The organism is Bacillus sp. LJBS06 (assembly GCF_016924995.1).
Lineage (GTDB): Bacteria > Bacillota > Bacilli > Bacillales > Bacillaceae > Bacillus > Bacillus stercoris.
Genome location: NZ_CP070483.1, coordinates 4074965 through 4096180, shown reverse-complemented (window position 1 = coordinate 4096180; position 21216 = coordinate 4074965). Strand labels below are relative to the sequence as shown.

The 21216-nt window shown below is 43.0% G+C and carries 21 protein-coding genes and 1 pseudogene; 17 read left to right on the top strand and 5 right to left on the bottom strand.

Features of this window, described 5'->3' with window-relative positions:
* Nucleotides 1-3: 3 nt before the first annotated feature.
* The 6 genes and pseudogenes from walK to JQX68_RS20755 all read left to right on the top strand — a co-directional run bounded on the left by walK (nt 4) and on the right by JQX68_RS20755 (nt 6274).
* On the top strand, nt 4-1839 hold the full coding sequence (gene walK / locus JQX68_RS20780) for a cell wall metabolism sensor histidine kinase WalK (protein ID WP_014666092.1): 1836 nt from the start codon (nt 4-6) through the stop codon (nt 1837-1839).
* On the top strand, nt 1829-3196 hold the full coding sequence (gene walH, locus JQX68_RS20775; RefSeq protein ID WP_014666091.1) for a WalRK two-component regulatory system regulator WalH: 1368 nt from the start codon (nt 1829-1831) through the stop codon (nt 3194-3196). Before walK ends, walH begins: the two co-directional genes overlap by 11 nt.
* Nucleotides 3183-4025 (top strand): WalRK two-component regulatory system regulator WalI, encoded by an 843-nt coding sequence (walI, locus tag JQX68_RS20770; RefSeq protein ID WP_014666090.1) that lies wholly within the window; start codon nt 3183-3185, stop codon nt 4023-4025. Before walH ends, walI begins: the two co-directional genes overlap by 14 nt.
* 21 nt (nt 4026-4046) lie before the next feature.
* On the top strand, nt 4047-4841 hold the full coding sequence (locus JQX68_RS20765) for an MBL fold metallo-hydrolase (RefSeq protein ID WP_014666089.1): 795 nt from the start codon (nt 4047-4049) through the stop codon (nt 4839-4841).
* 81 nt (nt 4842-4922) lie between these two features.
* Nucleotides 4923-6125: a serine protease HtrC gene (htrC, locus tag JQX68_RS20760; protein WP_014666088.1), complete on the top strand. Its 1203-nt coding sequence runs from the start codon at nt 4923-4925 to the stop codon at nt 6123-6125.
* Nucleotides 6126-6144: 19 nt separating this feature from the next.
* Nucleotides 6145-6274: pseudogene (locus JQX68_RS20755) on the top strand (hypothetical protein).
* Here the strand turns inward: JQX68_RS20755 and JQX68_RS20750 are convergent.
* The gene (locus JQX68_RS20750) at nt 6271-6771 is read right to left on the bottom strand and encodes a PepSY domain-containing protein (protein ID WP_147772770.1); all 501 of its coding nucleotides are present in this window, start codon (nt 6769-6771) and stop codon (nt 6271-6273) included. The pseudogene JQX68_RS20755 and the gene JQX68_RS20750 overlap by 4 nt on opposite strands.
* A gap of 160 nt (nt 6772-6931) precedes the next feature.
* On the bottom strand, nt 6932-7831 hold the full coding sequence (locus JQX68_RS20745; protein ID WP_136654018.1) for a PepSY domain-containing protein: 900 nt from the start codon (nt 7829-7831) through the stop codon (nt 6932-6934).
* 210 nt (nt 7832-8041) lie between these two features.
* On the opposite strand from JQX68_RS20745, the gene JQX68_RS20740 reads away from it, so the two are divergent.
* Complete coding sequence (locus JQX68_RS20740; protein ID WP_014666085.1) at nt 8042-8725, top strand: response regulator transcription factor; 684 nt, start codon at nt 8042-8044, stop codon at nt 8723-8725.
* Nucleotides 8722-10188, top strand: coding sequence for a sensor histidine kinase (locus JQX68_RS20735; protein WP_205440443.1), 1467 nt, complete (start codon nt 8722-8724; stop codon nt 10186-10188). Before JQX68_RS20740 ends, JQX68_RS20735 begins: the two co-directional genes overlap by 4 nt.
* Here the strand turns inward: JQX68_RS20735 and rocR are convergent.
* Complete coding sequence (gene rocR, locus JQX68_RS20730) at nt 10170-11552, bottom strand: arginine utilization regulatory protein RocR (protein ID WP_014666083.1); 1383 nt, start codon at nt 11550-11552, stop codon at nt 10170-10172. The genes JQX68_RS20735 and rocR overlap by 19 nt on opposite strands.
* Before the next feature lie 230 nt (nt 11553-11782).
* Between rocR and JQX68_RS20725 the strand changes: the two genes are divergently transcribed.
* From JQX68_RS20725 to rocF, 8 genes are all read left to right on the top strand, one after another.
* On the top strand, nt 11783-12067 hold the full coding sequence (locus JQX68_RS20725; RefSeq protein ID WP_015715052.1) for an autorepressor SdpR family transcription factor: 285 nt from the start codon (nt 11783-11785) through the stop codon (nt 12065-12067).
* Nucleotides 12067-12702 (top strand): SdpI family protein, encoded by a 636-nt coding sequence (locus JQX68_RS20720; protein WP_014481470.1) that lies wholly within the window; start codon nt 12067-12069, stop codon nt 12700-12702. The genes JQX68_RS20725 and JQX68_RS20720 overlap by 1 nt, the downstream gene beginning before the upstream one ends.
* 183 nt (nt 12703-12885) lie before the next feature.
* Nucleotides 12886-13440, top strand: a complete 555-nt coding sequence (locus JQX68_RS20715) for an SdpA family antimicrobial peptide system protein (protein WP_015715050.1) — start codon at nt 12886-12888, stop codon at nt 13438-13440.
* Entirely contained in the window at nt 13425-14378 is a 954-nt protein-coding gene (locus JQX68_RS20710; RefSeq protein WP_040081179.1) for a sporulation-delaying protein SdpB family protein, read from the top strand. Before JQX68_RS20715 ends, JQX68_RS20710 begins: the two co-directional genes overlap by 16 nt.
* Nucleotides 14379-14433: 55 nt before the next feature.
* The gene (locus JQX68_RS20705; protein ID WP_014481468.1) at nt 14434-15042 is read left to right on the top strand and encodes a sporulation delaying protein family toxin; all 609 of its coding nucleotides are present in this window, start codon (nt 14434-14436) and stop codon (nt 15040-15042) included.
* Between the two features lie 331 nt (nt 15043-15373).
* Nucleotides 15374-16579 (top strand): ornithine aminotransferase, encoded by a 1206-nt coding sequence (gene rocD / locus JQX68_RS20700; RefSeq protein WP_205440442.1) that lies wholly within the window; start codon nt 15374-15376, stop codon nt 16577-16579.
* A gap of 222 nt (nt 16580-16801) precedes the next feature.
* Complete coding sequence (locus tag JQX68_RS20695) at nt 16802-18205, top strand: amino acid permease (protein WP_014666081.1); 1404 nt, start codon at nt 16802-16804, stop codon at nt 18203-18205.
* A 73-nt stretch (nt 18206-18278) separates the two neighbouring features.
* Nucleotides 18279-19169: an arginase gene (gene rocF, locus JQX68_RS20690; RefSeq protein WP_003226959.1), complete on the top strand. Its 891-nt coding sequence runs from the start codon at nt 18279-18281 to the stop codon at nt 19167-19169.
* Nucleotides 19170-19405: 236 nt separating this feature from the next.
* Here the strand turns inward: rocF and JQX68_RS20685 are convergent, their stop codons facing one another.
* Nucleotides 19406-19522 (bottom strand): Phr family secreted Rap phosphatase inhibitor, encoded by a 117-nt coding sequence (locus JQX68_RS20685; RefSeq protein WP_014666080.1) that lies wholly within the window; start codon nt 19520-19522, stop codon nt 19406-19408.
* Complete coding sequence (gene rapG / locus JQX68_RS20680; RefSeq protein WP_040081184.1) at nt 19523-20620, bottom strand: response regulator aspartate phosphatase RapG; 1098 nt, start codon at nt 20618-20620, stop codon at nt 19523-19525.
* 110 nt (nt 20621-20730) lie between these two features.
* Here rapG and JQX68_RS20675 point away from each other — a divergent pair, with 110 nt between their 5' ends.
* A complete protein-coding gene (locus tag JQX68_RS20675) occupies nt 20731-21201 on the top strand; it encodes a GNAT family N-acetyltransferase (protein WP_103031329.1) in 471 nt (156 codons plus the stop codon).
* Nucleotides 21202-21216: the final 15 nt, after the last annotated feature.

The following is a 21216-nucleotide window of genomic DNA, read 5'->3' as shown; positions in this document are numbered from 1 at the left end:
CATATGAATAAGGTTGGTTTTTTTCGGTCGATCCAATTTAAGATTACCTTGATTTATGTGCTTTTGATCATCATTGCTATGCAAATCATTGGTGTGTATTTTGTCAATCAGGTAGAGAAGTCGCTGATCAGCTCTTATGAACAATCGCTGAATCAGCGAATCGACAACCTTTCTTATTATATCGAACAAGAATATAAGAGCGATAACGACAGCACTGTCATAAAGGATGACGTCAGCCGTATCCTGAGTGATTTCACGAAAAGTGATGAGGTTCGGGAAATTAGTTTTGTAGATAAAAGCTATGAAGTGGTCGGGTCTTCAAAGCCGTATGGTGAAGAAGTGGCAGGGAAACAAACGACCGATCTGATTTTTAAGAGGATTTTTTCTACCAAACAGTCGTATTTAAGAAAATATTATGATCCGAAAAGCAAAATCAGAGTTCTTATTTCCGCGAAGCCCGTCATGACTGAAAACCAAGAGGTTGTCGGCGCGATCTATGTTGTCGCGAGTATGGAAGATGTCTTTAATCAAATGAAGACAATCAACACGATACTAGCGTCCGGCACAGGTTTGGCACTCGTTTTGACGGCTCTTCTCGGTATTTTTCTGGCAAGAACCATTACCCACCCGCTTTCAGATATGCGAAAGCAGGCGATGGAGCTTGCGAAGGGGAATTTCTCAAGGAAGGTTAAAAAGTACGGGCATGATGAAATTGGGCAGCTCGCCACAACGTTTAACCACTTAACGAGAGAACTTGAAGATGCTCAGGCGATGACTGAAGGGGAAAGAAGAAAGCTAGCCTCTGTTATTGCCTATATGACAGACGGCGTTATCGCCACAAACCGAAACGGAGCAATTATTCTCCTAAACAGTCCGGCGTTGGAGCTATTGAACGTTTCACGTGAAACAGCTTTAGAAATGCCGATTACAAGCTTGCTGGGGCTTCAAGAGAATTATACTTTTGAAGATTTGGTGGAGCAGCAGGATTCTATGCTGCTTGAAATTGAGCGCGATGATCAATTAACGGTGCTTCGCGTGAATTTCTCTGTGATTCAAAGGGAACACGGCAAAATTGATGGTTTAATCGCTGTCATTTATGATGTAACTGAACAAGAGAAAATGGATCAGGAACGCAGAGAATTCGTTGCGAATGTATCACATGAGCTGCGGACGCCCTTAACGACAATGCGCAGCTATTTAGAAGCGTTAGCTGAAGGCGCGTGGGAAAATAAAGACATTGCTCCGCGCTTCTTGATGGTGACGCAAAATGAAACAGAGCGCATGATTCGGCTTGTCAATGATCTGCTTCAGCTGTCTAAATTTGACAGTAAGGATTATCAATTTAACCGGGAATGGATTCAGATTGTCCGGTTTATGTCGCTTATTATTGACCGTTTTGAAATGACAAAAGAGCAGCATGTGGAGTTTATCCGCAATCTGCCGGACAGAAACCTGTACGTCGAGATTGACCAGGATAAAATTACGCAGGTGCTCGATAATATTATTTCTAACGCATTAAAATACTCACCTGAAGGCGGACATGTCACGTTCTCGATTGATGTCAATGAAGAGGAAGAACTGCTCTATATCAGCGTGAAGGATGAAGGGATCGGCATTCCGAAAAAAGATGTCGAAAAAGTCTTTGACCGCTTCTACAGGGTGGATAAAGCGAGAACGAGAAAGCTTGGCGGCACCGGCCTGGGATTGGCGATTGCCAAGGAAATGGTACAGGCGCACGGCGGAGATATTTGGGCGGACAGCATAGAAGGAAAAGGCACGACGATTACATTTACTCTTCCATATAAAGAGGAACAAGAGGATGATTGGGATGAAGCGTGAAAATATAAAAACGATATTACTTACCGTACTCGTCGTCATCAGTCTTGTTTTCACATGGGGGATATGGACGTTCCAGCCAAACTTTTCTGAAGGCTCATCCTCAACAGAGTCTACCGTGCGTGAGAAACATAAAATCGAAAAAACGACCCAAAAGCTGTCTGAAACGGTAAGGCCGCGAGACATGTTTATCCATGATGACGGCGCTCATTACAAAGTGGATGACAATGCCCTCTATGAAGAAATCTGGTCTGACTTGCCGCATTGGGATGTAAAAGGAATTAAAGATATTTCGGATCAGTATGACAAGTCTGGATTCAAGAGCTGGTTTTATGGAATAGGCGGTTCTGAGGCCAAGCTTGATTTGCAATTCAGCGATACGATCCCGATTGATATTTTCCAAACGCTGTTTAAATGGTCTAATCAGTCGTTTGAATACAGTTCGTTTGATCATATTCTGATCCCGTTCAATGAAACAAAAGCGAACAAGAAAATCTATTTGGTGTCTTACAGCAAACAGCTCATTCTTGAAGTGACGGTTGAGTCGGCAAACTACCGGAACATTATGAACGACTTGAAAAACAGGCAATCAAATATGCCGGCGTTCAGTTTGTTCTCCATTGGCTCAAAGAAAGAGTTCTTGCTGCCAAACAAACCGCTTACGATGGACAAAAAAGAATTTGTCACTGAATCGATTAAAACAAATACCTTTAAGCAGGCTTTGTTTAGCGATCCGAGCATTGTAAGGGAAGATTCGAATTACAACAACAGAAATGTACTGACAGATGGGATCAGCCGTTTAGATGTGAATCTTAGCCAGCGCCAGGTGCAATTCCAGCAGCGCAATTTGGTGCAGAGCACATCCTATCAAACGGGAGAATTAATCAAAAAGAGCCAAAAATACCTTGAGGATACCGGAAGCTGGACGGATCACTATCAATTTTTCAGTATCAATGACAGCCAACAGCTGAGCTTCTATATCTTTATGGATCAGCTCCCGGTCATTAACAGCACCACCAAACCTTTCGGAGCGACATCGGCGATTACGGTGCAATGGGCGAATGATGACATTCTCAGCTATAAGCGGCCGAATTACAGTCTCGGAACGAATCCGATTAAAACAAGTGAAACAGAGCTGATGAGCGGCAGCGAAGTGAAGATGCTGCTTTCGAGACAAACCGCTTATGATACGGACAAAATTGATCAGATCTTCCTTGCTTATCAATTGGTATCCACATCAACCAACGATGATCCTCTCGTTGAACTGGAACCGGTTTGGGCGATGAAAGTAAATGGAAAAATTGTGCCGATTACAAAGGACTTATTGAAAAAGGAGGAGGCTAACAGTGGAGTGGAATAAGACAAAATCAATCTTCATCGTTGCCTTCCTCATTTTAGATATTTTCTTAGGCTATCAGTTTTTTCAAAAATGGCAGGCTACCGGCAAGGAATATGAAGTCATTAAAAATGATGTCGAGCACGACATGAGGGCCGATCATATCACGTATGAAGGCTTGAATAAGGAAGCGACAGAAGGCTATCGGATCACAGCAAATCAAAAAGCCTTCACCAAGGAGGAAATTGAGGCGCTGAAGGATCAAAAGCCTTTGATGGACATGCCTAGTGATGATCATAAAGTAACGAGCCTGAAAATGAAGTTTGCAAATCCAATCGCCCTGTCAAAGAAGAATATCGAAGACGATGCGCAGGCACTTGTTTCTTCGAAGATTCAAGATGGCGAAAAATATAAGCTTTGGAAGGTTGATAAATCGAAGAAAGAAATTATTTTCTTCCAAACGTATGAAGGCCATTATATTTACCAAAAGACCGATAATCCCTCTAATATGATCGGGCAAGTGGTATTGCACTTAAACGGTAAAAACGAGGTTGTGTCGTACGACCAGACAACGCTTGAGACCTTCAAGCAAATCCAGAAAGAAAGCTTAATTACTGAAATGGATGCGGTTGAGCTGTTGTACTATCAAAATCAATTAAAAGAATACAGCACTGTGAAGAGCTGTAAATTCGGCTATGTAGCACAATATCCGCTGACAAGTACGCAGGTGCTGGCGCCGGTATGGAGAATTACAGTCGAGTACGATAAAAAAGTGAACGGCGAGAAAAAGACAGTACAAGAGTATTTTACTGTGAATGCTTTGGAGAGTACGATTTTAGATACAGATCAATGAAAATAATGGAGTGAGACAGACATGAGCTTGCAATTTAGCGTACTTGCGAGCGGGAGTACGGGAAATGCGTTTTACCTTGAAACAGAGGATCACGCATTTTTAGTGGACGCCGGTTTGAGCGGGAAAGCCATGGACGGGCTGATGGCGCAGATCGGGCGTAAGCTGGATGATGTAGACGGCATTTTTGTGACGCATGAGCATAGTGACCATATTAAGGGCCTTGGTGTGGTCGCCAGAAAGTACAAGCTTCCGATCTATGCGAATGAGAAGACTTGGAAAGCGATGGAGAATCAAATCGGGAAAATTGACACCGATCAAAAATTTGTATTTCCGATGGAATCAGTCAAATCGTTCGGCGGACTTGATGTTGAATCATTTGGCGTTTCCCACGATGCGGCCGAGCCGATGTTTTATGTATTCCATTATAACGGCCGAAAGCTCGCGTTAATGACAGATACGGGATATGTCAGCGACCGGATGAAAGGCATTATCCGTTCAGCGAATGTGTTTGTGTTTGAAAGCAATCATGATGTCGGCATGCTGCAAATGGGAAGATACCCGTGGAGCATTAAGCGGCGGATTTTAAGTGACGTCGGGCACGTTTCAAATGAAGATGCTGCCCTGGCGATGACGGATGTCATTGGCGATGAGACGTCCCGTATTTACCTGGCGCACTTAAGCCAGGACAACAACATGAAGGAGCTGGCAAGAATGTCTGTGCAGCAGACATTGGCTTCTAAAGGATTTGTGACGGGTGAGACTTTTGACTTATACGATACCGATCCGAAGAAGGCCACTCCGCTTTGCGCTGTATAATTTTTCTATGTAAATCATGACTATTCTAGGAGTTTCTAACCCACAATATAACCATATTAACGTTCTTGGAAAGGATGGAATATGGTGGATTACGAACGTGAGGAAGAACATACTACTCCTGAACAGCCAAAGAGAAGCAAAAAAGGATATTTTCTTTCAAGTCTGATTGGCGTGATTGTCGGTGCCGTATTAATGGCGTTTATCATGCCGTACCTTTCAAATGAAGGGCTAGATACAGGCGCTTTAGATCAGCAGCAGAACAACAACGGCCGGGAATCAATCAGGACGGTGAATGTCAGTGTCAACAATACGGTCACCAAGATTGTCAGCAATGTGTCGCCCGCCGTTGTCGGTGTTGTGAACATCCAAAAATCAGATATACGGGGAGAGAGCGGCGAGGCTGGGAGCGGCTCTGGCGTCATCTATAAGAAAAATGACCATACCGCTTATGTCGTGACCAACCATCATGTCATCGAAGGCGCTTCCCAAATTGAAATCAGCTTGAAAGACGGCTCACGTGTATCAGCTGATCTTGTCGGCAGCGACCAGCTGATGGACCTTGCCGTTTTACGGGTGAAAAGCGATAAGATTAAAGCAGTCGCCGATTTCGGAAATTCAGATAAAGTGAAGTCTGGGGAGCCGGTTATTGCGATCGGGAACCCGTTAGGCCTTGAGTTTGCTGGCTCTGTCACACAAGGCGTCATCTCGGGTACGGAGAGGGCGATCCCAGTGGATTCAAACGGTGACGGACAGCCTGACTGGAACGCAGAAGTCCTGCAAACAGATGCGGCCATTAACCCTGGGAACAGCGGCGGCGCTTTGTTAAATATGGATGGTAAGGTCATTGGCATCAATTCAATGAAAATTGCCGAGTCAGCGGTTGAAGGGATTGGCCTGTCCATTCCGTCTAAGCTCGTGATCCCTGTGATAGAGGATTTAGAGAGATACGGAAAGGTCAAACGCCCGTTCCTTGGCATTGAGATGAAATCCTTAAGCGATATCGCAAGCTATCATTGGGATGAAACATTAAAGCTTCCTAAGAACGTCACCAATGGAGCGGTTGTGATGGGCGTAGACGCCTTTTCACCTGCCGGAAAAGCAGGACTGAAGGAACTCGATGTCATCACGGAATTTGACGGATACAAAGTAAATGATATTGTTGATCTGCGAAAACGGCTTTATCAGAAAAAAGTCGGTGATCGGGTGAAGGTGAAGTTTTACCGCGGCGGAAAAGAAAAATCTGTTGACATCAAGCTGTCGTCCGCAGACCAATTAGGAAGTTAATCAAACAGTCTGGCATCGTTTGCCAGGCTGTTTTGATATGCAAAAAAACTGAACGGGGGTCACGCCCGTTCAGTTGAAAAGGATATATCGAATATGAAGAAAAATACAAGATGGATGTTACACGTGAAACAGCAGTAAATGGCTGTTAGCTGCAAATACTTCCGTTATCTGCATTGACTTTAATGGTTTGTACCGTGTGGTTGCTGGCTGTGATGGTGATGATGTACACATAGGTGCCATTTTCTTTCTTTAATGCAGAAGATGTGACGGTACCTTTGCATTTGTTCAACGCAATGCTTTGTGCTTTTGCTTTTGTGATCGCGGCTTGTTTATGTTCAACGTGATGCTTGACGATTTTTCCGCTGCTGCGGTTAATGTTAAAGGTATGAATTTTGCCATCCTCACCGAGCACTTTAATGACATAGACATAAACGCCATCTGCTTTCTTCATTTGTGCTGATTGAACTGCGCCTTTGCAGTTCTTTATAGCGACAGTTTTTGCTTTAGAGAGCGTAATAGAAGCCTGCTGCTGGGTTTGAACTTTAGCAGTGTCTTCTTTATGCAGAACAGCCGCGTGTGCGGATGATAAAGAACTGATTGAAATGACCGCGCCTAAAGCAGCTGCAGAACATATTTTCATATTCATTTGTAGGTCCTCCTTAGAAAAAGAACTGAACGCGGGTCACACACGTTCAGTTTAAAAGAGTATTTAGAAAAAGGTAGACATGAACTTAGAACTTTGTGTTAAAACAAGACTGGTGTTATACGTTGAATTTCAGTTATTTTACTGCTGGCAAGCAGTTATTTTATTTGCAAATGCTTCCGTTTTCAGCGTTCACTTTCACTGTATGTTCAGTGTGGTTTTGGGCAGTGATTTTAAACACGTAAACGAATGTGCCGTTTTCTTTCTTCAAATCAGTAGATTTCACTGTGCCTTTGCATTTATTTAGTGCAATTTGATGTGCTTTTGTTTTTGTAACGGCTGCGTTTTTCTTTTGCACTTCTTGTTTTACGATTTTACCGCTGTCACAGTTGACATGGATTTTATGAGTTTTTCCATCTTCGCCAAGCACTTTGACAACGTAGATGTATGCGCCGTTTTCTTTCTTCAGTTCAGAAGATTGAACTGCGCCTTTGCATTTGTTGAGTGCGATTTGATGCGCTTTTGTTTTAGAAAGATGTGCTTGTTTCTTTTGCTCGTGTTTTGCGACTTTGCCGTTTTCTCCATTGATATGGAGCGTGTGAAGGCTTCCGTCTTCACCCATTACTTTCACGACGTAAGCGTAAACACCGTTTTCTTGCTTCAGCTCAGAAGATTGAACCGCACCTTTGCAGTTTTTCAAAGCGATCGATTGGGCTTTTGTTTTGCTGATATAGATTTGTTTCTTTTGAACATCATGTTTCACAACTTTGCCGCTGTTGCAGTTGACGTTCATCGTATGCTGTTTGCCGTCCTCACCGAGAACTTTCACAACATATACGTATGTGCCGTTCACTTTCTTCATTTGGGCCGTTTGAACAGTACCCTTGCATTTGTTCAACGCAACCTGTTTTGCCTTTGCTATTGTGATGGAAGCCTGCTGCTTCGTCTCGACCTTCGTTGATGTATCATCCTTTTGAATGACCGCGGCGTGAGCAGAAGTGAAAGAACTGATTGAAATAATCGTTCCCAGTGCAGCTCCTGATAAAACTTTAGTGATATTCATGTGAGATTCCTCCTTATTTCATTGTTGGCTGTACCAACTAAGGCAATTGTATAGGCTGAAGCTGAAAATCAAATGAGGGCTGGCTGAAAACTTGCTGAATTCAGCTGATTTTTAGGGAAGATTCAGTTTGTTTTCAGGTAAAAACGAATAATAGGAGGGGAAGGGAAAAAACTAATCAGAGGTTTATGCCAACTAAGGAGAGAGCACAGCATGAATAGGATGAAAGGCATCAAGATTTTGCTCGTGGACGATGAACCGGCGATATTAGATTTTTTGACAATGGGCCTTGAAAATGAAGGCTTTGAAGTGAAGACAGCAGCTGACGGAATGACAGCGATGAACACCGTAAAGACATTTCAGCCGCATGTGGCCATCCTGGATGTGATGATGCCCGGAATGGATGGACTGGAAGTATCGAGGATGATGAAAAAAACCGGCCATACCGCCGTTATTATGCTTACGGCCAAGGATGAGGTGGGGGTTCGGGTAAAAGCGCTGACAGAGGGCGCTGATGATTATATGATCAAACCCTTCAGCTTTGAAGAACTGCTGGCGCGAATCTATGCAAGAATTCGGGATCACTTTCCCAACCTGTTTGAAGAAGTCGCGCTCGGTCCGTTTCGAATTGATGATCGGCGCAGAGAAATCCGCTATCAGGAAGAGGTGCTCAAGCTTTCAGCAACAGAATACGAGCTTTTAAAGTTTTTGGTGCTGAATCACGGCCTTGTGCTCAGTAAAGCGAGGATTCTGGATAAAGTATGGGGGTATGATTTTTACGGAGAAGAAAATATTGTCGAAGTGTACATCCGTTCCTTGCGGGAAAAGCTGAATGACAAAAAGCATGAAGTGATCCGAACGGTTCGGGGCGCGGGATATCGGGTGGATATAGAATGAAAAAACGATTCAAAACGCTTCGCTTTCAGCTTTTATGCCGCTCATTATGCATTCTCGTTCTTCTATTGGTGTTTGTTGGCGCTTTGCAATATGTGTATGGAAAACGCCTATTATATGAAAACCGGGCTGTCAGCATTCAGAGTTATATCAATTCGACGGAGCCGACCATCTGGAATAACATTAAAACATACAAAAGCCATCCCGGCGGCTTGAAAAAGTCAGATGGTGCTGTCCGTCCCGCCTATATTTATCCGGGCGTGACCATTGTTTTTATTGATAAGAAAACAAAAGACAGTACGGTATTGTCGACCGACCCATATGCGGGAGCGCCGCCGAAAGTGAAAAAAAGTGTATATGATGAGGCATTAAAAGATACGATGGCTTTGCATTATAGAGTCGCGAAAAATGAATCCGGCGAGGAAGTGCTGATTGTATTTCAGGCTATTAATATCGATGGAAAAGAAGCAGGCGTGATTCAAATGAGTGCTTTAACAGAACCACTGAAGGACGTACTGCTCCGGCAAATCAGCACTTACTCCACGCTCTCGCTTGTCGCGCTCCTGCTCGGGCTTTTTACATTCTTGCCAGTGGTCAGACATACGCTTAAACCGTTATCACAAATGGTACATATGATGGGTGAAATCAATGCAGGAAATTTGAATAAAAGGCTTCCTGTATATCGAAAACAAATGGAAATCGACACGCTCGCCATTTCGTTTAATCGCATGCTGGAGCGGATTGAAACGTCATTTAAAGCAGAAAAAGAAGCGAAGGAGCGCATCCGGCAATTTGTATCAGACGCTTCACATGAATTGAGAACGCCTTTAACGTCCATACACGGCTTTATCGAAGTGCTGCTGCGTGGCGCCGCGCTTCAGCCGGAGCAGAGAGATAGGGCGCTGAATAGTATGTATGAAGAGTCGAAGAGAGCCACTCGGCTGATAGAGGATCTGTTGTTTTTAGCAAAAATTGATCGGGTGCCGAGCTTTGAAATGAAGAGGGGAAATCTCGATGCGCTCATAAGGGAAATGGAGCCGCAGCTCAGTCTGCTTGCAAAAGAAAGAAGACTGCAGCTGCTGCTTGAGGATGATGCTGAAGCGGTGTTTGACAGGGATAAGATGAAACAGGTCATTTTGAATTTGGTTTATAACGCGGTGCAGTATACAAAAGAGAAAGCCGGTGCCATTACCATCTCACTGCAAAAAGGCCGTGATAGCGTTATGCTGATGATAGCGGACAACGGCACAGGCATCGCGCCGGAGCACTTACCGCATGTGTTTGACCGGTTTTACAGGGCAGACCCATCCCGCTCCCGGAAATATGGAGGTTCGGGATTGGGCCTCGCCATAACGAAATCGATTATCGACAGCCACAATGGGACAATTGACGTGAAAAGTGAAATCGGCAGAGGCACTGTATTTATGATCAGGCTTCCTGCACCAGCTTATTCGTCAGATGAGTGAGAAAATTTCTTCAGCCGGTATTGAAGGCTTTGTCGGCTGATGCCAAGCTCCTGAGCGGCTTTCGAGATGTTATGGCCGTGTTTTCTTAACACGTTCTCTATCACATATTTTTCGAAGCTTTCCATTTTTTCTTTTAAGTCCGCAGCCGGCTGATGTCTTGGTTCAGGCTCTGGGATGTCAGCAGGCTTGATTTTCATGCGGTATTGATAAGGCAGATGGGAGGCCGTAATCGTTTGCTCGTCCGTCATGAAATTCATGGCGCCTTCGATCATATGCTCAAGCTCACGAATATTTCCCGGCCAGTCATAAGAAAGAAAAAATTGCTTCACGTCTTCGCTGATGTGTTCAACATTCATTTGGAACAGATGGTTGTTTTTCTGGATGAACTCCGATGCGAGAAGCAAAATGTCTTCTTTTCGTTCCCGGAGCGGCGGGATGATCAGCGTCACGACACTCAGCCTGTAATACAAGTCCTTCCGCATTCGCTCGCCGGCAATCGCGTCAATTGGGTCTTCATTCATCGTGGCAATAATACGTACATCAATCGGAGTATCCTTTGTTGAACCGATACGCCTGATTTTTCGTTCTTGAAGGGCGCGCAGCAGCTTTGCCTGAAGGCTGAGATTCAACGAATTGATTTCATCTAACAGCAGCGTGCCGCCATGGGCTTGTTCAAACAGGCCGGGCTGGTCGACTGCGCCCGTAAACGCGCCTTTTTTCGTCCCAAACAAAATGCTTTCCACAAGGCTGTCTGGCAGTGCCGCGCAGTTTTGCGAAATAAACGGGCCGCCTGAACGATCGCTGCCATTATGAATACTTTGCGCGAACAGCTCTTTTCCCGTGCCGGTTTCACCTGCGAGAAGCACAGATGATGACGTACGGGTTGCCCGCTTGGCGTTTTCGATGACGTCTTGAATGGCCGGACTGGTGCCGAGGATGCTGTCAAACGTATAGGTGGTGCTGCCCTTTTTGTTCATATTCTCCCTGATCAGCCGTTCTAGCTTTGTCACATCCTTGGCAATTTCAACGGCACCCTTGATTTTGCCGTCCTGGACGATGGGATAGGTATGATTGATCGTCGTGATTTCCTGGCCCTTATTATTGAAGTAGCTTTGCTTCACATTTTTAATCGTCTTGCCTTCCTGGAGCGCCTGTACCAGCGTACTGTCCTGCTGTTTTGAAAACATAAACACATCCATCAGGTTTTTATTCAGGACGTCATGCTTCTCCATATCTTCAATCTGCATCATTTTATTGTTATAAACGATCGTGTTACCATGCTCGTCCACTACGTGCAGGCCAACATCGATTTCATCTAAAATGCTCTGAAAAACCAATGTGAGGAATTCGCTGTCCTTGACCACTGTATGAACCTCCCTCAATTATTTTCTTAATATTGCTTCTATTTTATAAAAAAACGGAGAGGATATGCAAAAGAATTTTGCACTTAGGATTTGTATTACAGTTAATTCTAATATCGTTTTATCGTAAAGGAAGGAAATACTGGTGTTGTATATTGACTGGAAAAATAAAATGTTTTATTATTTAGGTAAATATCTAAATCCTAATGTTTACCAAAGGGGGGGAGAATTATTTGAATAAGGCTTTTAAAGCTCTGGCCGATCCTACAAGGAGAAGGATTTTGGATTTGTTAAAACAACAAGATTTAACAGCCGGGCAAATTGCTGACCAATTTGATATGTCAAAACCTAGTATTTCTCATCACTTAAATATTTTAAAGAACACTGATTTAGTACGAGACCAAAAAAAGGGACAATTTATTATTTATTCTTTAAATACGACTGTACTTCAAGATCTTATTGGCTGGTTTTTTTCCCTTACAGATACAGACCATGACAAGAAGGAAGGTGGAGAATGATGAAAAAATATTTCTTTGCACTAATTATGATAGCCTTAACAATTTTAGCTTGGGTTATAACATATTCACACTTACCTAATGAATTGGCAACACACTGGGGTATAAGTGGTGAAGCAGATGACTTTTCAAAGAAACCTACGGCCATAGCAACGTTGGTAGGTATAATGATAGTACAATATATTCTTATGGTGCTTATTCCTAAAATTGATCCCCGACGAAACTATCCGACCTTTACTCGTGCATACTTATCTATTTTTAATACCATGTTTCTCGTCTTATTTCTCATTAATTTGATTACAATATTGACGGGGCTGGGTATTAAACTTCCTATTCCATATTTAGGTTCATTTATTCTTGGAGCTATATTTATGGTTTTTGGTAATTTTATTCAGCAGGTTAGACCGAATTTTTTCTTGGGAATTAGAACTCCTTGGACATTAAGCAGTGAAAATGTATGGAGGCTTACACATAGATTGAGTTCAAGAATATTTGTTCTAGCCGGAATCATTATTGTTTTAACTGCATTTATTCCTGAGTCTTTTACCGAGCCGATTATTTTTATAGCGGCAATAGGTAGTATACTCTTATCCGTATTCGCATCTTATTTCATATATCAAAAAGAGCTAAATAAATAGCCGGGTTATGTTTCCTATTTAAAGAGGTTAGAGTCTTATTCTAACCTCTTTTTAACTGGGAAAAAATAACTAAATATTAAAAAACTCTTCATTTTTCATATAGCCTATGATAATATTCTTCTGTATTTTATGGGTTTATTTAGAAATAAATAGGATAAATTGTAATCGGGAGAGTGTTCATAATTGAACGATTTTAGTAGTGATAAAAGTAGAATAGGCCTCTTTTTTTTAACAATTTGTGCATGTCTAACGATCTTGCTTTTCTCAAGTATCATAGTTGCATTACCGAAAAATCCTCTCTCGACAACTGTTAGAGCAGAGTTTTTGGTGAAACAATTTATTCCACAGGGATGGGGGTTTTACAGTAGGGATCCAAGATCTGATCATCTTTATGCATACAGTATGAGTGGAGATACAGATATGCTTTCATGGCCAAATAACAAAATAAGAAATGTATTTGGACTTAATAGATATGGCAGAGCACAGGGCATAGAACTTGGATTACTTATTTCTAAACTACCAAGTTCATTAAAATGGAAAACATGCGATAAGGATGCAAAGAATTGTCTTGATGAGATGAAGGTACAAGTGGACATTGCAAACCCTACGCCTAATGCTTCACTTTGTGGTGATCTGGGAATCGTAAGCGGAAGTCTTGTTCCATGGGCATGGAGCCAATATAAGGTCGTTCCAACTTCTAAGGTTATGAGGGTGAATGTAAAATGTTCGAAACGTTAAACATTAAAATTTATAAGTGGGCAAATGATAACGTACCTTGGACCAATGTCTATGGTTTGGCAAGAAGTATTATGGCTTTATCTACAGCTTTAACACTTGCTTTAAATGATTCTAGCATTTTCTTTAGACCGGGTGCAGGACAAGAAACACCGTATTGTAATGGAACATATAGCATTTTTTGTACAGTGCCTAATAACCATATATACCTTAATTTAATACGATGGATTTGTGTCATCTTATTACTGGTTGTTGTGTCAGGCTGGAGGCCCAGATTGACTGGAATTATACATTGGTGGATATCTTATAGTTTACAAGTTTCCGCTATGACTATTGATGGGGGAGAGCAAGTGAGTGCAGTTTTTACGTTACTACTCCTGCCTATAACTTTGACCGATTCAAGAAAATGGCATTGGGAAAATATAAAGACTGGTACAGATCTAATCAACAAGAAAGATTTATATTTTCGCGTCATAGCACTTACAACTTTTGTATTTATTAGAATCCAAATTGCAATTTTATATTTTAATTCAGCTACGGCAAAATTAGCTGATCAAGATTGGTTAAATGGAACGGCTGTTTATTATTATGCTCAAGATCCAATGTTAGGTTTTCCGCCTTTATTACATACCTTATTTAATGACTTTTTGTCATCACCTTTAGTTGTAATTCCAACTTGGGGAACTTTAATTATTCAATTGTTATTATTTGCATTTTTATTTTCACCTAAATCATATCGAAAATATATGTTTATTATTGCAATACTTATGCATGAAATTTTTGCAGTAATGTTTGGTCTTATAAGTTTTTCAATGATTATGCTAGGTATTTTAATTCTCTATTTAAGGCCCTTAGAAAAACAATTTCATTTTTCATTAGGAAAACGGTTTTCCATTAGCCATTTATTTATGAAAAGGGGTGATGCAGGAAAGTCATTATAGATATTGTTTTTGTTGTCACTAGTCGTAGCCATAGGAATAAAAATCGGGAGGAGAAATGGATATGCGTTTAGCGGCTCAAGATTTAAAACTTAAATTGGTCTATTTAATGCTCATTGTGTTGGTTGTATCTATATTTTCTGGTGCAACACCTATTACTCAAGCAAAGAATCTACATAAATACTCAGGTGAAGAAATTTTTGCTGGAATTGTTTTTGGTCAAGGTGAAATCTCGAAAAAATTTCCTGAAATTTGGAACACCAACGATTATAATGTTAGAAATTCAGATAAATCTAAAGAACTTACTCAATTGTTAATAAGTGAAATGAAAAAAATCGATCCTCAATATTTTAACGATTTGAAAAAATCGGTTTATGAAAAGGATCTTAAATTAATTGATGAGGAATTCAGCAAGGGTGGAGATCTTTTAAAAGAAGCTGCTGAGAAGGTTAACATGGGCAGTTCTGAACATGCGGATTTAGTCTCAGGTAAATGTGTTGAAACTCTGGGTGCTGCTATTTTTGTTTTGGTACTAGCAGCAGGTGGCGCTGTAGACTATCTGTACGTTTACAATGCAACTAAATTTTGGGGAATAACTTCTAATGATAAAGAGTCTAAACTTGCGACAGAGATGTTTGTTAAGGATGTTGCAGATAAACTGAACTAAGAACTATAGGTAAAAGGCGTAATCATAATTTAGATTACGCCTTTTTATAGTGGAAATATTTCTTATAAATGTCATTCTTATTTTAATTTTTTAATTAAAAGGATCTTTTTATCTGGCTTGTGAATACCTTCTTTGTTGATATATTCATTTGAACTGCAAAATAATTTTGCCCTTACTGAAGTCTTTTTGCTCGAAATATCAGAATGTTTTTGCACCTTGTCCTCGAAAATTGTAGAAAACACACGAATTCTTGATTTGGCACAGAACTTGCATTTATATAAAGGGAAAGCAGGATAACATGTTGAAACAGAAAACAAGGGGGAATTCAAATATGCCAGCTTTATCTAAATCCAAAGAAATTATTGATCAGACGTCTCATTATGGAGCCAACAATTATCACCCGCTCCCGATTGTCATTTCTGAAGCGCTGGGTGCTTGGGTAAAGGACCCGGAAGGCAATGAATATATGGATATGCTGAGTGCTTACTCTGCGGTAAACCAGGGTCACAGACACCCGAAAATCATTCAGGCATTGAAGGATCAGGCTGATAAAATTACCCTCACATCACGCGCGTTTCACAACGATCAGCTTGGGCCGTTTTACGAAAAAACAGCTAAGCTGACAGGCAAAGAGATGATTCTGCCGATGAATACAGGAGCCGAAGCGGTTGAATCTGCGGTGAAAGCGGCGAGACGCTGGGCGTATGAAGTGAAAGGCGTAGCAGACAATCAAGCGGAAATTATCGCGTGTGTCGGGAACTTCCACGGCCGCACGATGCTGGCGGTATCTCTTTCTTCTGAAGAGGAATATAAACGAGGATTCGGCCCGATGCTTCCGGGGATCAAACTCATTCCTTACGGCGATGTGGAAGCGCTTCGACAGGCCATTACGCCGAATACAGCGGCATTCTTGTTTGAACCGATTCAAGGCGAAGCGGGCATTGTCATTCCGCCTGAAGGATTTTTACAGGAAGCGGCGGCGATTTGTAAGGAAGAGAATGTCTTGTTTATTGCGGATGAAATTCAAACGGGTCTCGGACGTACAGGCAAGACGTTTGCCTGTGACTGGGACGGCATTGTTCCAGATATGTATATCTTGGGCAAAGCGCTTGGCGGCGGTGTGTTCCCGATCTCATGCATTGCGGCGGACCGCGAGATCTTAGGCGTGTTTAACCCGGGATCACACGGCTCCACATTTGGCGGAAACCCGCTTGCATGTGCAGTGTCTATCGCTTCATTAGAAGTGCTGGAGGATGAAAAACTGGCGGATCGTTCTCTTGAGCTTGGCGAATACTTTAAAAGCGAGCTTGAGAGCATTGACAGCCCTATCATTAAAGAAGTCCGCGGCAGAGGGCTGTTTATCGGTGTGGAATTGACAGAAGCGGCACGTCCGTATTGTGAGCGTTTGAAGGAAGAAGGGCTTTTATGCAAGGAAACGCATGATACAGTTATTCGTTTTGCACCGCCATTAATCATTTCCAAAAAGGATTTGGATTGGGCGATAGAGAAAATCAAGCACGTGCTGCAAAACGCATAAACCCGCACCATGAAGGGATATTCACTTCGTTTGTATAAATTTACAACAGAAAAATCAGCACTCCCTATTTGCTCAGCTACAGTATTTTAGTATAATGTATCTTTATGAGAAGAAGTGAATTTTATATTAAATAGATAGAGGCTCTTTGGACAGCAAACTGGGATAGCACCATGCAGATGTTCCAGCTTAGATCCAATACAAGTTGCTGAAGGGGTGCAGAATGTGAATACAAACCAAGATAACGGAAATCAGCTCCAGCGGACAATGAAATCACGCCATTTGTTCATGATTTCATTGGGCGGAGTGATCGGAACCGGTTTCTTCCTTGGAACCGGGTTTACCATTAACCAAGCGGGACCGCTCGGCGCGGTTCTGTCCTATTTAGTGGGCGGCTTTATCATGTTTTTGACCATGCTCTGCTTAGGAGAGCTGGCAGTCGCCTTTCCTGTATCGGGGTCCTTCCAGACCTATGCGACAAAATTTATCAGCCCGGCCTTTGGGTTTGCGTTCGGCTGGCTGTACTGGCTCGGCTGGGCGGTTACATGCGCCATTGAATTCTTATCAGCGGGGCAGCTGATGCAACGCTGGTTTCCGCATATAGATGTGTGGATCTGGTGTCTGGTCTTTGCAGCTCTGATGTTTATTCTAAATGCGATCACCACAAAAGCCTTTGCGGAATCTGAATTCTGGTTCTCAGGCATTAAAATTTTGATTATCCTTTTATTTATTATTCTCGGCGGAGCTGCCATGTTTGGCCTGATTGATCTGAAGGGCGGAGAGCATGCGCCGTTTTTGACGCATTTTTATGAAGACGGGTTATTTCCGAACGGCATAAAGGCAATGCTGATTACGATGATTACCGTGAACTTTGCGTTCCAGGGAACTGAGCTGATCGGGGTTGCGGCCGGAGAAAGTGAAGACCCTGAAAAAACGATTCCGCGGTCGATCAAACAGACAGTATGGAGAACGCTTGTATTTTTTGTTCTTTCCATCGTTGTCATTGCCGGCATGATTCCGTGGAAACAGGCGGGAGTCGTGGAAAGTCCGTTTGTTGCCGTATTTGAGCAAATTGGAATCCCATATGCTGCTGATATCATGAACTTTGTTATTTTAATCGCACTGTTATCTGTTGCGAATTCAGGTTTATACGCATCAACACGTATCCTGTACGCGATGGCGAATGAAGGACAGGCCTTTAAAGCGCTCGGCAAAACAAATCAGCGCGGTGTACCGATGTATGCGTTAATCGTAACGATGGCTGTGGCTTGCCTATCACTTCTGACAAAGTTTGCGCAGGCTGAAACCGTATATATGGTGCTGTTATCATTGGCGGGGATGAGCGCGCAGGTCGGCTGGATTACGATCTCGCTTTCCCAAATCATGTTCAGACGCAAATATATCCGCGAAGGCGGCAAGACAGAAGATTTGAAATTCAAAACACCGCTGTATCCGGTGCTTCCGCTGATCGGCCTGACGTTAAATACAGTCGTGCTTATCAGCCTCGCATTTGATCCGGAGCAGCGTATCGCGCTGTATTGCGGCGTACCGTTTATGATCATTTGCTACATCATTTATCATGTCGTCATTAAAAAACGCCAGCAGGCAAATCGTCAGCTAGAGCTTTAAAAACGTTGTCCGCAAGTCATCTTTGTTAGAACCCGCATAGGACATTATCTTAAATGTTGAGGTGGAATCACAGATGGATAAAACGATTTCGGTTATTGGAATGCCAATGGATTTAGGACAAGCACGACGCGGAGTAGATATGGGCCCGAGTGCCATCCGGTACGCTCATCTGATTGAGCGGCTGTCAGACATGGGGTATACGGTTGAAGATCTCGGTGACATTCCGATCAACCGCGAAAAGATCAAAAATGACGAGGAATTGAAAAACCTGAATTCTGTTTTGGCGGGAAATGAAAAACTCGCGCAAAAGGTCAACAAAGTCATCGAAGAGAAAAAATTCCCGCTTGTCCTGGGCGGTGACCACAGTATTGCGATCGGCACGCTGGCAGGCACAGCAAAGCATTACGATAATCTCGGCGTCATCTGGTATGACGCGCACGGCGACTTGAATACACTTGAAACTTCACCATCCGGCAATATTCACGGCATGCCGCTCGCGGTCAGCCTCGGCATTGGCCACGAGTCACTGGTTAACCTTGAAGGCTACGCGCCTAAAATCAAACCGGAAAACGTCGTTATCATTGGCGCCCGGTCACTTGATGAAGGGGAGCGCAAGTACATTAAGGAAAGCGGCATGAAGGTGTACACAATGCACGAAATCGACCGTCTTGGCATGACAAAGGTCATTGAAGAAACCCTTGATTATTTATCAGCATGTGATGGCGTCCATCTGAGCCTTGATCTGGACGGACTTGATCCGAACGACGCACCGGGTGTCGGAACCCCTGTCGTCGGCGGCATCAGCTACCGGGAGAGCCATCTGGCTATGGAAATGCTGTATGACGCAGGCATCATTACCTCAGCCGAATTCGTTGAGGTTAACCCGATCCTTGATCACAAAAACAAAACGGGCAAAACAGCAGTAGAGCTTGTAGAATCTCTGCTAGGGAAGAAGCTCCTGTAATAAGAAAACCCCCGCATCCCGCGGGGGTTTCAGCGTGTCGACAAATCCTCGCATTCGTTGTCAGGCCTGCGCTTCGGTGCTCACGAATTCCAAACATTCGCTGCGCTCCAATGCTCGTTCTTCCTAGACTTCAAGGGTTTTCAATCACGCTGAAAAGATGAAAGAATCCTAAAACTACAAACCGTTTTAGGATTCTTTCGTTAAATTGAACCCCCGCACCCGCGGGGGTTTTTCATTTATCCAATCATTTTCTCAGCGACTTTCATCTCCTGTGAATGGGTTTGATGGTCCGCAATAAACCAACCTGATAACATCACCGCTGCGACGCCTGCGCCAATCAAAAATTTTTTCATTTATATAACCTCCGTTCGTTTAATCAGTTCTTCAATTTGTAATGCTTCATAAAAAAAGTGGGCAGCTTCTTTGTAAAGCTCAAGTTCCCTATACCGTTCGCCAGCCAAAATGGAAAGTTCTCTTACACTGTCATACTCTTTCTCGGACAACAAGTCATCCATATGTTGTTTGCATAAGTAAAACGTTTCCGCATGACCCCCTTCTGCATAAATGGCATATAAAATGTCTATTTTTGCCTCACATATTCTATTCGGCTCAGCAGCCAATTTTTCCTTCACTTCTTGGTAATAAGATAAGGCCTGTTCTTTCTTTTTGACCTTAAACAGCTCTCGTATCAGCAGGTAGGCAGAATGATAATAATAGGCGGAGCGGGCATACTCTTCGTTCTGCAAGGCCTCTTCTAATTTGGAGACTGCTTGTTCTGATTGGCCGCTTTGCGCATGGAGAAGTCCGAAGTTATGCAAAAGCTGGGCTTCAAAAAAATGATCCTCCAATTCTCTTGTGATCCGAATTGCTTCGTCCAAATATGTTTTAGCTTCTTCAAACTGCCCAATTTCGGTAAAATTGCCTGACATGGTAATCAGGGCTGAAGCCAGCTTCTTTTTATAATCAGTCTCTTCCCTGAACGTTTTGACCGCTTGCCGTGTATGATTGAGGGACACAATATTTTGTCCCAGCTTATAATAGAGCTTTCCGACCTTCAGGTGAAATTCGGCTTTCTCAATCGGATCGGGAATGTTGTTGAGATACTGCTCAGCATCTTTATACAGCCCAATGGCAATATCATAATTATTTTTATAGGCCTCATACATGCCTTCAAACAGAAAAAAGTAATATTTCAGCATGTCAGACGTAGCATTCATATGAGAAGGCTCCTCATGCTGAAAACCCTGTCCTCTCGCCTCGTGAAGCAAAACCTTGTGGCGCAGTTCCAATAAGGAGAAGTAGGCAAGCACCTCCTGATCCTCTTCCATGTCATCCAATAAAGGCTTCACTTCTTCAAATAAACGGGAGGACTCTTCCACTTCATGTTTCTTGATAGCAAGGTACCAATCGTTGAGCATGCTAGCGATTTCTGCAGGTGCAATCTTATTCATGTGAAACTCCTTTCTCTAGTGACTTATCAATCTCAGTTGCTTATTCTGATAGTAACACCTCTTTCTATTTTATGTAAAATCCTCTAGTCAATATATGAAGGAGAGATGATATGACAATCATACTGACCCCTATGCAGACAGAAGAATTTCGGTCCTATCTCACGTACACAACAAAGCATTACGCGGAAGAAAAGGTAAAAGCGGGAGCATGGCTGCCTGAAGACGCACAGCGTTTGTCTAGGCAGACGTTTACTGATCTGCTTCCGAGAGGGCTGGAAACCCCCCATCACCATTTGTGGAGCCTCACGCTGAATGAAAAGGAAATCGTTGGCTGGCTCTGGATCCATGCTGAACCGGAGCATCCGCAGCAGGAAGCGTTTATTTACGATTTCGGGTTATATGAACCGTATCGGGGCAAGGGCTACGCAAAGCAAGCATTGGCGGCATTAGATAACACGGCCCGCAGCATGGGAATCCGGAAGCTGTCCCTTCACGTCTTTGCCCATAATCAGACGGCGCGAAAGCTATATGAGCGAACCGGATTTCAAGAAACAGACGTGGTGATGAGCAAAGAGCTTTAACGAAAAGGGTCTGGT

Bases quoted from the DNA above. Each gene is read 5' to 3' on its own strand.
- htrC (WP_014666088.1), top strand. From the start codon at position 4,923: ATGGTGGATTACGAACGTGAGGAAGAACATACTACTCCTGAACAGCCA.
- JQX68_RS20710 (WP_040081179.1), top strand. From the start codon at position 13,425: ATGTTCGAAACGTTAAACATTAAAATTTATAAGTGGGCAAATGATAAC.
- JQX68_RS20735 (WP_205440443.1), top strand. From the start codon at position 8,722: ATGAAAAAACGATTCAAAACGCTTCGCTTTCAGCTTTTATGCCGCTCA.
- JQX68_RS20750 (WP_147772770.1), bottom strand. From the start codon at position 6,771: ATGAATATGAAAATATGTTCTGCAGCTGCTTTAGGCGCGGTCATTTCA.
- rocD (WP_205440442.1), top strand. From the start codon at position 15,374: ATGCCAGCTTTATCTAAATCCAAAGAAATTATTGATCAGACGTCTCAT.
- JQX68_RS20720 (WP_014481470.1), top strand. From the start codon at position 12,067: ATGAAAAAATATTTCTTTGCACTAATTATGATAGCCTTAACAATTTTA.
- JQX68_RS20705 (WP_014481468.1), top strand. From the start codon at position 14,434: ATGGATATGCGTTTAGCGGCTCAAGATTTAAAACTTAAATTGGTCTAT.
- walH (WP_014666091.1), top strand. From the start codon at position 1,829: ATGAAGCGTGAAAATATAAAAACGATATTACTTACCGTACTCGTCGTC.
- rocF (WP_003226959.1), top strand. From the start codon at position 18,279: ATGGATAAAACGATTTCGGTTATTGGAATGCCAATGGATTTAGGACAA.
- JQX68_RS20745 (WP_136654018.1), bottom strand. From the start codon at position 7,831: ATGAATATCACTAAAGTTTTATCAGGAGCTGCACTGGGAACGATTATT.
- rapG (WP_040081184.1), bottom strand. From the start codon at position 20,620: ATGAATAAGATTGCACCTGCAGAAATCGCTAGCATGCTCAACGATTGG.
- JQX68_RS20765 (WP_014666089.1), top strand. From the start codon at position 4,047: ATGAGCTTGCAATTTAGCGTACTTGCGAGCGGGAGTACGGGAAATGCG.
- walK (WP_014666092.1), top strand. From the start codon at position 4: ATGAATAAGGTTGGTTTTTTTCGGTCGATCCAATTTAAGATTACCTTG.
- JQX68_RS20675 (WP_103031329.1), top strand. From the start codon at position 20,731: ATGACAATCATACTGACCCCTATGCAGACAGAAGAATTTCGGTCCTAT.
- JQX68_RS20685 (WP_014666080.1), bottom strand. From the start codon at position 19,522: ATGAAAAAATTTTTGATTGGCGCAGGCGTCGCAGCGGTGATGTTATCA.
- JQX68_RS20740 (WP_014666085.1), top strand. From the start codon at position 8,042: ATGAATAGGATGAAAGGCATCAAGATTTTGCTCGTGGACGATGAACCG.